This window comes from Cryobacterium sp. Sr3 (assembly GCF_004402835.1).
GTDB classification, from domain to species: domain Bacteria; phylum Actinomycetota; class Actinomycetes; order Actinomycetales; family Microbacteriaceae; genus Cryobacterium; species Cryobacterium sandaracinum.
This window is the reverse complement of sequence record NZ_SOFA01000002.1, coordinates 18,569-31,172: the sequence shown is the minus strand read 5'-3', so window position 1 is coordinate 31,172 and position 12,604 is coordinate 18,569. Positions and strand designations below refer to the sequence as shown.

10 protein-coding genes and 1 pseudogene are annotated in these 12,604 nt (G+C 65.4%); 5 read left to right on the top strand and 6 right to left on the bottom strand.

Translation table 11 applies throughout. The annotated features are described in order from the left end of the window. Nucleotides 1-116: 116 nt before the first annotated feature. Both E3N94_RS00745 and E3N94_RS00740 read left to right on the top strand, forming a co-directional pair. Nucleotides 117-602, top strand: a complete 486-nt coding sequence (locus tag E3N94_RS00745; RefSeq protein WP_134401255.1) for a VanZ family protein — start codon at nt 117-119, stop codon at nt 600-602. 537 nt (nt 603-1,139) lie between these two features. Then, the gene (locus E3N94_RS00740) at nt 1,140-2,033 is read left to right on the top strand and encodes a UTP--glucose-1-phosphate uridylyltransferase (protein ID WP_134401256.1); all 894 of its coding nucleotides are present in this window, start codon (nt 1,140-1,142) and stop codon (nt 2,031-2,033) included. 10 nt (nt 2,034-2,043) lie between these two features. Here the strand turns inward: E3N94_RS00740 and E3N94_RS00735 are convergent, their stop codons facing one another. The 4 genes from E3N94_RS00735 to E3N94_RS00715 form a co-directional block, all read right to left on the bottom strand. Further along, nucleotides 2,044-2,859 carry an HAD-IIB family hydrolase gene (locus E3N94_RS00735; RefSeq protein ID WP_134569614.1) on the bottom strand — a complete coding sequence of 272 codons (816 nt, stop codon included), beginning with the start codon at nt 2,857-2,859 and terminating at the stop codon, nt 2,044-2,046. Between the two features lie 494 nt (nt 2,860-3,353). Further along, entirely contained in the window at nt 3,354-5,648 is a 2,295-nt protein-coding gene (locus E3N94_RS00725) for an ATP-binding domain-containing protein (protein WP_241987021.1), read from the bottom strand. Between the two features lie 109 nt (nt 5,649-5,757). After that, the gene (locus tag E3N94_RS00720; RefSeq protein ID WP_241987020.1) at nt 5,758-6,777 is read right to left on the bottom strand and encodes an LCP family protein; all 1,020 of its coding nucleotides are present in this window, start codon (nt 6,775-6,777) and stop codon (nt 5,758-5,760) included. A 23-nt stretch (nt 6,778-6,800) separates the two neighbouring features. Next, nucleotides 6,801-8,114, bottom strand: a complete 1,314-nt coding sequence (locus E3N94_RS00715) for a UDP-glucose/GDP-mannose dehydrogenase family protein (RefSeq protein WP_134569611.1) — start codon at nt 8,112-8,114, stop codon at nt 6,801-6,803. A gap of 116 nt (nt 8,115-8,230) precedes the next feature. Between E3N94_RS00715 and E3N94_RS16350 the strand changes: the two genes are divergently transcribed. Then, nucleotides 8,231-8,377: a hypothetical protein gene (locus tag E3N94_RS16350; RefSeq protein ID WP_158251972.1), complete on the top strand. Its 147-nt coding sequence runs from the start codon at nt 8,231-8,233 to the stop codon at nt 8,375-8,377. A gap of 11 nt (nt 8,378-8,388) precedes the next feature. Here the strand turns inward: E3N94_RS16350 and E3N94_RS00710 are convergent, their stop codons facing one another. After that, nucleotides 8,389-10,227, bottom strand: a complete 1,839-nt coding sequence (locus tag E3N94_RS00710; RefSeq protein WP_134569610.1) for a DUF4012 domain-containing protein — start codon at nt 10,225-10,227, stop codon at nt 8,389-8,391. Nucleotides 10,228-10,298: 71 nt separating this feature from the next. On the opposite strand from E3N94_RS00710, the pseudogene E3N94_RS16960 reads away from it, so the two are divergent. Both E3N94_RS16960 and E3N94_RS00705 read left to right on the top strand, forming a co-directional pair. Further along, nucleotides 10,299-10,424: pseudogene (locus E3N94_RS16960) on the top strand (IS30 family transposase); the annotation flags it as partial. Then, nucleotides 10,405-10,731, top strand: a complete 327-nt coding sequence (locus E3N94_RS00705) for an integrase core domain-containing protein (RefSeq protein ID WP_134569609.1) — start codon at nt 10,405-10,407, stop codon at nt 10,729-10,731. The pseudogene E3N94_RS16960 and the gene E3N94_RS00705, both read left to right, overlap by 20 nt. Nucleotides 10,732-11,183: 452 nt before the next feature. Here E3N94_RS00705 and E3N94_RS00700 read toward each other — a convergent pair whose 3' ends face one another. Next, a complete protein-coding gene (locus tag E3N94_RS00700; RefSeq protein ID WP_134569608.1) occupies nt 11,184-12,413 on the bottom strand; it encodes an O-antigen ligase family protein in 1,230 nt (409 codons plus the stop codon). Nucleotides 12,414-12,604 lie beyond the last annotated feature (191 nt).

The window sequence follows — 12,604 nt, the reverse complement described above, 5'->3', positions numbered from 1 at the left end:
AGAGCGTATTTGCGAGCCCCCGCGCACGGATGCGTCTACGGTAAATAGATCGACAGTGTTGCGGTCAGGTCCCGGCGCCGTCGGTTCGCCGATCGTGACGTACCGGGAGGCGAGACATGACCGACGCGAGTCGCACTCCCCCGCCGAGACCGCCGGGCCCTGCCGCGGCGGGCGGAGCCGCGCCCACCCGGCTGCGCCGGTGGGCGCCCTGGCTCATGCTCGCCTATCTGGTCGCGCTGGCCTTCATCGCGTTCTGGCCGGTGCCGGTCGACCGGGCGGCGTACGACTCACTGCTGGCCCTTATCGATTGGCTGCAGGAACACGGCGCGCCCGGCTGGGTGCGCTACGGCCTGGTCGAGTTCATCGCCAACATCGCCCTGTTCGTGCCGGTCGGCCTGTTTGTCGTGCTCGTGGCCGGCGCACGACGGTGGTGGCTGGCCGTGCTGGTCGGGTTCGCGGCGAGCTGCACCATCGAGCTCGGGCAGCTGATCTTCCTGCCGGACCGGTTCGCCACCCTCGCCGATGTGGTCGCGAACACGGTCGGGACCGCGGTCGGAACGGTGCTCGGGTTGGTTCTGTTGCGCGGCGGCCGCGGGCGCTGACGGGGACTGCAGGTCGGGTGCGGGTGTGCGCCGGGGTGCCCGTCGGCACGTGCACTTGCCTTTTCTGTGGCTAACTCAGGAGATCCGGGATGGGCCTCGGTATCCGTTGCGTAATTCCGGGGGCGCAAGCCGCAGCCGGCCCGGTTTTCCTGAGTTAGCCCCCTACGGCCGCGCACAACTCCTGCAGATTCTGACGGATGTGCCCGATTCGGCCTGGCGTGACCCTCCGGCCGCGAATTGCAGGAGTTACGCCAGCTGAGCCACCGGCCACCGGGCTCACAGGTGGCTAACTCAGGAGATCTGGGCTGGATGCGCGGCACAGCCCCCGGGAATACGGCGCAACGGATGACTGTGGCCGGGTTTCTCCTGAATTAGCCGCAGCTGCCAGCCCGACTCAGGGGTACGGCAAGGCAGCCCAGAGCAGGCGGCAGGTGACCTCACGGGCAGTGGCCGGTGGCCGAGACAGATCACGGCGCCAGACCGAAAGATCCGCGGTGGGAGATGCGGCGGCAACACTGCGCCCTTAGTCTGAGTCTCATGAGCTCCGAGATTACCAAGGCCGTCATTCCCGCGGCAGGACTGGGAACACGCTTTTTGCCGGCGACCAAGGCCATGCCGAAGGAAATGCTTCCCGTCGTCGACAAGCCCGCGATCCAGTACGTGGTCGAGGAGGCAGCCGCGGCCGGCCTGACCGACCTACTGATGGTGACAGGGCGGCATAAGAACGCGTTGGAGAACCACTTCGACCGCATGACCGAGTTGGAGTCGCTGCTCGAGAAGAAGGGCGACCACGACCGCCTGGCGAAGGTGCGGCTCCCCACCCGGCTGGCCGACATCCACTACTTGCGCCAGGGCGACCCGCTCGGACTCGGGCATGCGGTGCTGCGCGCGAAGATGCACGTCGGCGACAAGCCGTTCGCGGTGCTGCTGGGTGATGACCTGATCGACATCCGTGACCCGTTGCTGGCCCGGATGCTGGTGGAGCAGGGCGCACGCAACGCCAGCATCGTGGCGCTGATGGAGGTCGATCCGTCGCAGATCCACCTCTACGGCTGTGCCGCGATCGAGCCCACCGACGACCCCGACGTGGTGCGCGTGACCGGGCTCGTGGAGAAGCCCAGCGCCGCGGATGCCCCGTCGAACCTGGCCATCATCGGCCGCTATGTGCTGCGCCCGGAGGTGTTCGACGTGCTCGAGCACACCCTGCCGGGCAAGGGAAACGAGATTCAGCTCACGGATGCGCTGCAGGAGCTTGCGACGACCCCGGATGCGACGGGTGGCGTGTTCGGAGTGATCTTCCGCGGTCGCCGCTATGACACCGGCGACCGCCTGGACTACATCAAGGCGATCGTGCGGCTCGCCGCAGACCGCGAGGACCTCGGGCCGGACCTGCGGCCGTGGTTGCAAGATTTCGTCGCGGGGTTCGACTGAGCAGAATTCGTCAGGCGGAGGCAGTGGCAGCGGCAGAGGCTGCTGCTGCTGCTGCGGCGGCGGCGGCGGCGAGCTGAGGAATCAGCGTTTCGAGGAACGCGGCCGTGTCTTCCCAACCCCCCACGGCGACGCATTCGACGCCGAGAACCTTGACCGGGTAGTCATTGCCGTTTTCGTCGAGGCGGTCGCCGACGAACAGCATGTCGTCGAGGGGAACGCCGGTGAGGGCGGCGAGCTTGAGCATGCCGTAGGCCTTGTCGATGCCGCGACGGGTGATGTCCACCGAGGTGGAGCCGCCGGAGCGCACCTCGAGGTCGGGCAGTAGCGCCTGCACGGCTTCGCGCAGGGTGTTCTTCTTCTCACCCGTTGGGTCCCACGCGACTTTGGCGGCCACCGGGGCGGCCTGGCCGAGGGCGGAGAAGGTGATCTGCGAACCGCGGTCCTCGAGGATCGGACCCCACGTGTCGCTCTCCCAGTAGCCCAGCGAACGCGCGGAGATCTCGACGGCGGCGAGGGCATCCGTCTTCTCGGCGTCGGTCAGGTATTCGGCGTAGATCTGGGTCCAGGAACCCTCGACGTGGCGGTAGTACTGGGTGCCGCAGGTGGGCATCAGATGCAGGCGCGAAAGGATGTCGTCACTCACGGCCTCGAGGTTGTCGATCAGCTGCATGTGGAACTGGGCGATCTGCCCGCCGGAGATCACGCACACCTCGACGACGCCGAGCAGGCTGACCAAGAGTTCCGCCATGCGCGGGTCGAGCGGCGATTTGGAGGCGGCAAGCGTGTCATCGAGATCGAAGGCAACCAGGCGGGGAAGTGTCGTCATGTGAAGTGTGGATCCTTTTCAGTTACTCGGGGCCGTAGTCGTGGTCCGGAGCTTGACGTCACCCATGCGCGACGCCCTAGAAAGTGTACAGCGGGCCCTGCTTGTCGAGCCGGGGCAGGGTGCGGGGCTGGTTTCGGGGCGGGCGCGGGGCAGGTTTCGGGGCGGGTGCGGGCAGGGTGCGGGGCTGCGTGTGGGGAGACGGGTGCCGCGGCGGCGGGAGCCGTCGGGGCTCGCGCGGGAGCGTCCGTCGTGACGTTAACTCGGAGAATTTCGGGACACGCCCTATGTGCCCGGGTGGGGTGACCCCGTCCGAAAAGACCGGGTCACCCCAGCCACGGGGAAAGGCGTGTCGCGAAAAAGTCCGCAGATAACGCAGGGGCACGGATGCCGCGTCGCGGGTTCAGAGAATGGCTCGCCGGGTTTCGACAAGCGAAACCACCGACAAGCACCACCACCGACAAGCGAAACCACCGACAAGCGAGACCACCGGGCCGCTACAGCCCCGCGGGCAACTTCCCCGTCGCCACGAGATACAGCCGTTGCGTCGGACGCGTCATGGCCACGTACAGCGCCCCGGCCCCACGCGAAGACGCCGCCACGATCCCCGCCGGGTCCACCACGATCACGGCGTCGAACTCCAGCCCCTTCGAATCCTGCGGGGTGAGCACCGCCACATCCTTGAGCAGCCCCGCAGCCCCGACACCGACACTGACGCCCAAGGAACCGAACGCAGCAACCAGCGAACCAACAACCCCCGCCAACGAGTGCTCCAGCACGATCACTGCAACCGTGCCACCCAACCCCAGCGAGCGTTCCCGCCTAACGGCCGAAACAACATCCGTGAGCGTCTCAATTGGCCACTCGCTCGCCCGCACCGACCTGGCTGGGGTGATCGGCAGATCGTGCGCGAGCGCCATCGACTCGGCAGCCGAAGTGATCTGGCTCGGCGTGCGGTAGTTCACGGTGAGCTCCTCGAGCCGCCACCGCGAGGCCTCGAGCGAGGAGCCGAGCAGGGGCTCGAGGGCGTCGCGCCAGTTCGACGCGGCCGCGGCCGACGCCGCCTGGGCGATGTCGCCCACGATCGTGAACGACCGCAGCGGGCCGCGCCGCAGCACCAGCCGCCACTGCATCGGCGACAGCTCCTGTGCTTCGTCGACGACCACGTGCCCGTAAGTCCAGGTGCGGTCCAGGGCGGCGCGCTCGGCCGTGGTGGCCCGGTCGCCAAGCTCGGCGAAGTTGTCGGCGAGCGCCTTGGCGTTCACGAGCCCCTTCACCTCCATGTTCGAGATGGCCAGCTCGGCGTTCTCCACGTCGCGCTTGCGCTGCTCCTTCTGCTCGCGCTTCTGGGCTGCGTCGACCACGTTGTACTCGCCCAGGTGCTCGGCCGCCTCGTCGAGCAGCGGCACGTCCGAGATGGTGAACTCGGCATCGCGCGGCCGGTGCAGCAGCGCGCGCTGCGCCGGCGTCCAGGTGGGGGTGAGCTGCGCCAGCCATTGCGGGCGGGCGTAGAGGTCTTGCACGAGCTTCTCGGGGGTGAGCGGCAGCCAGGCCGTGTTCAGCGCCACCCGCACGTCGTCGGCCAGGCGCAGGTCTTCGCGCAGCATGGGCAGATCGGTGTCGTCCATCGACCGGCCCTGGGCCTTCAACTGCGCGAGCCACTCCCGGGAGAGCGCAGCGAGCGCGTTCTTCACGAACGTGACCCGAGCCTCGTTGTGCGGCTTGCCGCCGGCCCGCGCCCGGTGAATCGCGGTCTCGATCAGTTGCGGCTTGAGCGTGAGCCGGTCACCGTTGACGACCAGCACCTGCGCCGACGCCGGCACTCGCTGCCGCGACCGCACAGCACGCTGAACCAGCCGGGCCATCGAGGTCTGGCCCTTGATCGCGGCGACGGCCGGGGCATCCTCTCGGGTGGCCTCGATACCCGGATAGAGCTGGCCCACGGATGCGAGCACCACCCCGGTCTCCCCCAGCGACGGCAGCACCGCCTCGATGTAGTGCAGAAAGGACTCCGACGGCCCCACGATGAGCACACCCGAGTTCTTCAGCCGATCGCGATGCGTATATAAGAGGTACGCCGCGCGGTGCAGGGCTACGGCCGTCTTGCCGGTGCCGGGGCCGCCCTGCACGACGAGCACGCCCTTCAGGTCTGAACGGATGATGCGGTCCTGCTCCGCCTGAATCGTCGACACGATATCGCTCATGTGCCCGGTGCGCTGGGCGGTGAGTGCGGCCAGCAGTGCGCCCTCCCCCTGGTGCTGGGTTGCCGAATCGCCCTCGAGCAGCGCGGCGTCGAGGATCTCGTCCTCGATGCGCACGATGTCCCGCCCCTTCGAGAGCAGATGCCGGCGGGCGCGGGCGCCGAGCGGCGTCGCCGCGGTGGCCTGGTAGAACGCGCTGGCCTGCGGCACCCGCCAGTCGAGCAGGATGGGCTGCAGGTTTTCGTCGCGCAGCCCCAGCCGGCCGATGTAGCGGTAGACGGAGGCATCCGTCGAGTCGGAAGAAGAGGAAGAGGAAGAGGAAGAGTCGGAAGCAGAATCAGAGTCAGAGGAGTCGGCGGCCACTTCGAGCCGCCCGAACGCCAACCGGTCGTCGACCTCGCGCAGCTGCACGATCCGGTCCTCATAGAGGCGCGCGAACGTGTCACGCTCGGAGCGCGACTGGTGGTTGCCGCCCACGTCGAGCCGCCGCACGGCCACAAGCTGCTGCTCGGCCTCCCGCTGCAGCGCGTCGAGGCGCGCATACAGGTTCGCTACATACTGCTGTTCCCGCTGAAGCTCCTGGTCGACCACGCGCACACCCCTTGAAATCGGAGCCTCAAGCTTACTCGGGTCGAGCAGGGCCGCTAGACAGGCTCTGCGTCGTTGCCCGCGCATGAGCGACGTGCGCGCCCACGGGCCGCTAACCGATCGTCTGTAGCTCGGGCTGGTACGAGTCGAGGGTGTCCGTCTGAAACCCCTGCTGCACTTCCTTCAACTTGTCTTGGTCGATGACGACGATCGACTGGCCGTCGGGCGAGGTACCGGTGCCTGTCGTCGGCAGAGTGAAGAACGTGACGTCGTCCACGCGCACGTCGCGCAGCTCCACCGCCAGGCCGGCCACGTAGGCCGAGTTCAGCCCGTCGTCAACGGCGAGGTAGGGAGCAATCGCCCCGACCAGATCGCTGATCCTGGCGGGGTTGGTGAGGGTTTCCGCCGTCAGCGACTTGCCCAGCAAGGCCTTGATGAAGGCCTGCTGGTTGCGGGCCCGCTGAAAGTCGCCGTCCGCGAAGGCGTACCGTTCCCGCACGAAGGCCAGCGCCTCCGTGCCGTTCAAGCGTTGGGTTCCCTCGGCGAAGTAGCGCCCCGGCAGCGAGGACGAGTCGAAGCCGACCGGATTGTCGATGTCGACGCCGCCCAGGGCATCCGTGATGCCCTTGAATCCGGTGAAGTCGACGATGGCCACATGGTCGATGCGCGCACCGAGAAGACCCTCGATGGTCTGCACGGCCAGGGGAACCCCGCCGTAGGACATCGCGGCGTTGATCTTGGCCTCGCCCTCACCCGGAATGTCGACCCAGCTGTCACGCATGATCGACATGACATAGATGTTCTCGCGGTTCGCCGGCACATGCACCACCATGATGGTGTCCGAGCGCTGGCCGGTGAGGTCGGTGATGGACCCGTCGTTCGCTCCTCGGGTGTCAGAGCCGAGCAGGAGGATGTTCTGCCCGGTTGCCCCGTCACCGGTTGCCGCGTCACCGGTTGGCGCCGGCGGCCGTGACGTCTCGTCGGGGAACACGTCGGGGATCTTCACGGTCTGGCTATCGAATGTATTGCTTAGAGTCCAGGCGTAGACACCCGCGGCGCCGCCAACCAGCAGAACGACGGCGGCGACGGCGATAAGGGCGATTCGCCACCCGCGGCGTTTCGGCTTTGTCACCGAAGCATGAGAAAGGTCGGCCATCAGGGCCGACCGAGCCCCAGGTAGGTCCAGCCCGCAGCACGCCAAGCAGCAGCGTCAAGAGTATTTCGACCGTCAATTATTATGGGCACACGAACCAGAGTAGCCGCCCAGACCGGGTCGATCTGCTTGAACTCGGCCCATTCTGTGACCAGCACGATCGCGTCGGCGGCGCGCAGGGTCTCCTCGATGCTGGTGGAATAGGTGAGCTGCGGATGCCGCAGGCGCGAGTTCTCGATTCCCTGCGGGTCGGTCGCCATCACGTCGGCGCCGAGGCCCCGCAGCTGCACGGCCACGTCGAGGGCCGGCGAGTCCCGCACGTCGTCGGAGTACGGCTTGAAGCTGAGCCCGAGCACGGCCACCTTGGCTGTGTAGACGGGCTTGTCCAGGGCCTGCAGGGTCATCGCGACGACCCGCTGGCGCTGCCGCATGTTGATCGCGTCGACCTCCTTCAGGAAGGAGACTGACTCGCCCCGGCCGAGTTCCTCGGCGCGGGCGGTGAAGGCACGGATGTCCTTCGGCAGGCAACCGCCGCCGAACCCGACGCCGGCGTTGAGAAAGCGGCGCCCGATGCGGTTGTCGAACCCGATGGCGTCGGCCAGCTCGGTGATGTTCGCCCCGGAGACGTCGGCGATCTCACTCATGGCGTTGATGAAACTGATTTTGGTGGCCAGGAACGCGTTCGCGGCGACCTTGACGAGCTCGGCCGTGGCGTAGTCGGTCACGATCAGCGGCGTCTCAGCGGCCATCGCCGACGCGTAGACCTCGTTTAGCAGCGCTGTGGCGTGCTCGCCGGCCGCGCCGACCGGCACCCCGTAGACGAGACGGTCGGGACTGATGGTGTCTTTCACGGCGAAGCCCTCGCGCAGAAACTCGGGGTTCCAGGCCAGGGTGGCCCCGTTGCCGGATGCCTCGATCACGCCGGCCAGGCGGGCGGCGGTGCCGACCGGCACCGTGCTCTTGCCCACGACCAGGTCACCGGCGGCAAGGTGTGGCAGCAGCGACTGCACAGCCGCATCGACGTAGCTGAGGTCGGCGGCATGGCTGCCGGCCTTCTGCGGGGTGCCGACGCCGATGAAATGGACTTGCGCGCCGGCGGCGTCGGCAATGTCGGTGCTGAAGCGTAGCCGACCCGACGCCATGGCCGAGGACAGAATCTCGGGCAGGCCCGGCTCGAAGAACGGCGGCCTGCCCGCGGCCAGCTGGTCGATCTTTCGAGCATCGATATCGATGCCCACCACGTCGTGGCCCAGCTCTGCCATAGCCGAAGCGTGCACGGCCCCCAGGTAGCCACAACCGATCACGGACAGTTTCATATCTCAATCACCACGATTGAAGCCTAGCCTCGGGCACCAGGCGAGGCAGCCTAACCCCCTCCTTTGGGGGCCCAGAGCAATGATTCGGGTGTCACCGCAGCGGTACAGTAAAAATTATGACGAAAATCCGGCCCGAGCAGATGGGCCACAAGGCATTATTGCGACGAGGTCGCAGCACCAAGGGACTGCAGTACGCCTTTCTGGCCGTCGCTGCGGTTTCCGCCGGAGTCATCGGCTACGCCGCCTTCGCCATCGGCCTGTAGCCCGTCACCCACTACTCCGCCGCGACGGTGGCGCAGTCGAGGGGCAGGTCCGAGATTGTCGTGGGGTTCACCATCGGAGTGACCTGAGCCTCGAGCGCCTTCTTGCCGGTTCCGAGCGCCACAACGTCGATTGCCATCTTCGAGGTGGCGCCGGGCTCCATACTCACGATCAGCTTCGCCACCGGGTAGTCGGTGTCGTGGAACGACTCCAGCTGCACCGCAGCCCCGTCAACCGTCGCTCCAAGGATCTGCGAACCGGGCGGGGCGTAGACCATGACGATCATGCGCTGCACACCCGGCTCGAGCTTCTCCCGAACGAACGTGCCGAGAATCGACGGGCTAATGGATGTCGCCGCATCGCCCGGAATCTCGTTGGTGAGGTCGATGCCGACGCGATAGGACGCCTTCCCATCAGCCCGGCACGCAGCCTGGCCGAGGTTGACGGACTGCTTCAGGTAGTAGTTCATCTTCGAGCCAACGTTTTCTTGAAAGTAGACCCCGACCCGATCTGTCTTTTCGGTGCTCTTCGGCAGGGAGCCATCCACCCCCAGAGACTCGAAGATGGCTTGTTCTTCCGCCTTTGGGCTCCACATCAGCACCCGATGCTCGCTCGCGGCTTGGGTCAGGGCGGACAGCACCACCTTTGGGTCCAGCTCTCCGCCCAGAAGCTGATCGAAGGTTTTTACGACGATCTCCGCGTACACGGCATCCTGTGCCGCATTATCCGCCCAATAGCGCATGTAGACGCCGTTTAGAAGCAAAGGCACAAGGGTGTCGCTCGTCAGAACATCGCCTGTAGATATCGGAATCGGCGCGGTCCCGCGAAGAAGATACCCCAGCGCCACGGGGTCGATGGAAATCACGCCGTCAACGTCTATTCCAAACTGTTGTTTCCACATCACCCGGGTCGTCTCGGCAGCACTCCCGAAGTAAGGCCGCACCGTAACGTTCGACATGGCCCGACCAAACTCCGAACCGTACAGCGCCTCAACCCCCTCCGGCAGAGGAATCACGGATTCCTGGTAATACGCGAAGTTCCCGAATCCCGCCGGCACGGCGTCACCCAGCGTGACGCGACCCTTGTCAATGGTCAGCAGGGCGAACGAGAGCGAGGTGCCCCCGAGCGCACGCGCCTCAGCGTTGTTCTGGAACACGATGACGTAGTTGCGTGGCGCAGTCCCCCCGAGAGCATCGGGAAGAGCCTCCACTACCTGGCTTGCCGACACCAACGCCGGAGTGATGCTCCCGAGGAAGCCGTGAAATTCGTCCACGGCTGCGGTGACCTGCCCGACGGTCATGCTGGTGTCGAGGTCGCTGACCCGCTTGTCCGCTGCCGCGAACACTGTGCTGGCCTGGTTGAGAGCTTCGCCCGCTGCAACAATCGGCTCAAGATCGATGGCGCCGCCGGTGGGCTTGAGCGTCGCAGGATTCAACGTCGCTGCGGTCGCAGCCAAGGGGACGGCCGCACCGCTGACTACGTCATCGGCAACGTCGGCCAGGTTTCGCACAGCTGCGAGATTGGCCCCCACGAAGGGAACGAGCTCCGCGGCACGCCACACCGGATCGTCGGTCAGATCGCGGGCGCGGGCGGTCTGCCCTGCCATGCTCTTCACCGATGCGGAGACCGCCGCCGAGTCTCCTACCAGCAGCTGCGTCTTTATGATGGAGGCCAGTGGTATTGCTGCTTCCAGCTCAACCTTCGCCTGTAGTCCCCGGACACCCACCCATGCTCCGGCAACAATGACGACACCGACGGCGATGGCCCCCCAGAACCACCAACGACGGTAGATCCGGGGCTTGCTGCGCTTCGCGGTTCTGCGAGCGCTCGAGCGGTTTCCTGCTTCAGTCACTGTGTCATTGAATCAGGTCGAGACGCTGCCGAAGAACCAGAGGAGCTAAGGGCGCCGTCGGCCAGGGGGTCGATCTCGAAGGCGTCGCCAAGACCCTGAACGAACGCCCTCGCAAGACACTCGGATTCAAGACGCCAGCCGAAGCGATGAACGAGCTACTTTTATTCGCAAACACCGGTGTTGCTTCCACCGGTTGAATCCGCCCAATACGCGTCAGCGCAGATCACCGCGTTCGCTAAAGCGCACCGCATCACCCGGTCGATGGGCTACACCGGGGTCTGCTGGGATAACGCGATGGCGGAAAGTTTCTTCGCCACGCTCAAGACCGAGTTCTACCATCGACGCGTCTGGCCCAGCAAAAACAAAGCATCCAAAGAGGTCGGCGCCTGGATCGAAGACCGCTGCAACCGGCGCCGCCGGCACACATCCCTCGGCCAGGTCAGCCCCGTAGACTTCGAACTGCAATACTCAAACCAGAACGCGGTCTTCGCTAAAGCCGCATAACCCCGTGTCCACTAACGGGGACAAGGCCAATTTGCACATCCTGAACACCAACTCAGGACTCGTGGTTTCCGCCAACACCATCGAGAACACGTACACGTCCACCGCAGCCCTGTCATGCGTCATCCACGTCCGTTCGACGTACAGTACCGTTACCATTTCGGGCGCTAGGTCAACTGCGGCGCGAAGACTGCAACGCTTGTCAATGACCGCGGCCTGCAAGTGCCCTATCCGACCGGGAACGTGCTCAAGGACGGCACGGGCAACACTTGGTCAAACGCCGCGTTGCCGATGGATGGTGTGGCGCTCGTCATAATGTCGCCCACGAACGGCGCAACGCCCGTGGTGCGTGCTGCGGCCACCGCTTCACCCTCCACGCCGAGCGCCGCCTATAGCCAGGCGGAATCGACCGCCATGAAAACGGCTGTGGGCGCCCTGAGCATTGCTGTCAAGAACTATGGAATAACCCCGTAGTCGTTGACTGGCTTGCTCTCCTGCGCATTGACGATCCAAGCGCAGGAGAGCAGCACCCACATGAGGCGGTTGTCGTTGATGTCGCCAGATACCATCGCGTTGAACACGGAGAAGATGGTTAGGCCAAAGATGACCGCCGACATGGGCGTGGCCGACGACTTCGCCGCCCGAACCAACGTCCATACCAGATAGACGAGGACCGCGAACCCGGCAAGCCATCCGGCTTCAAGGAAAATCTCCACGACGACGTTATGCGGGTAGAGCCGGTCGCCCTCGACATAACGCCAAAGACCAGCGATTTGGATGAAATTGCCCCAACCAATGCCCGCTGGTGACGCACCAATATTTTCGACTGCTTGCCCGAGCAAGTATTGGCGGACGCGCACGGAGTTATCTTCCTGCCCTGAGATGAACCCGAATATCCGAGCGGCCCCGCCACCGCCGCCTCGCACTGCAAAGAACGCAGCGACACTGGTGACGACAAAGGCGGTGGCGATTGCTCGGCCGCGGAGCTTGGAGAACATCGGCGACATGACAATGACACCAAACAAGGCAAGGCCAATGGCAAAAAAGGGGCCACGGCTTCCGGTGCCAAGGGCGCTGAACGCAAGCACGCCGCCGAGTACTGCAAGGATTAGGCGGCTGCTAGGGTGAATCTTTAGGGACGCGGCTAGCACGAGGCACACTACGACCCCGGCGGACAGCATCTGTGCGGTGCTGATCGTGTTGGAGCCTTCGAGCAGGCGTACCCCCGCGTATGCAATGTCCTGGCTTGGCGCGGCAATGGTGAGTATCCCCACAAAAATAGCGATGGCGACAAGGGCCGTGATGAAGACCCGCCGTTGGGGTGCGGTGCGGAGAACGTAGAACGGGGCCAGCATCGCTAGGAACGTCAGCGTATACAAGGCGACTATCTTCGACAACGAATAACCATCGAGTGACGACCCGAAGATACCAAGAAGGAACAGCGCGAGTAACACCAGTGGGATAGCGACGGCACTAACCGTGTGGCCGCGATTGAGCCGTGACGCGATCGCGGCAAGTGCGACGATCGAGCCTGCCGCCAATGTGAGGTCAACTGGGAGCCATGTGAGGGCGGGGCTGGATTTCAATGGACCCGCAAACACGAGTACGGCGAGGGCAGCCGGGCCGAACCATCCGTCTAGGTACCGTCGCTTCGAACGCTCGCCCTGCCGATTCGACGCCACCATGGTCCTTGACATATTTCCCCCGGTTCGATGCCGCCCAAGTCTATCGACTACGAGAAGCCGTGCCGTCCGACCGGAACAAAACGACCCAGTTCGACTAGGTCGAGCTACCAGTCGAACCCGCCGTCTGGGAGGTCCCGACAAAACGCGCCTACATGCTCGTCGGCTCGCTCGCGCATTTAGAGGGGGGCTGG

Bases quoted from the DNA above. Each gene is read 5' to 3' on its own strand.
- E3N94_RS00715 (WP_134569611.1), bottom strand. From the start codon at position 8,114: ATGAAACTGTCCGTGATCGGTTGTGGCTACCTGGGGGCCGTGCACGCT.
- E3N94_RS16350 (WP_158251972.1), top strand. From the start codon at position 8,231: ATGACGAAAATCCGGCCCGAGCAGATGGGCCACAAGGCATTATTGCGA.
- E3N94_RS00700 (WP_134569608.1), bottom strand. From the start codon at position 12,413: ATGGTGGCGTCGAATCGGCAGGGCGAGCGTTCGAAGCGACGGTACCTA.
- E3N94_RS00735 (WP_134569614.1), bottom strand. From the start codon at position 2,859: ATGACGACACTTCCCCGCCTGGTTGCCTTCGATCTCGATGACACGCTT.
- E3N94_RS00745 (WP_134401255.1), top strand. From the start codon at position 117: ATGACCGACGCGAGTCGCACTCCCCCGCCGAGACCGCCGGGCCCTGCC.
- E3N94_RS00740 (WP_134401256.1), top strand. From the start codon at position 1,140: ATGAGCTCCGAGATTACCAAGGCCGTCATTCCCGCGGCAGGACTGGGA.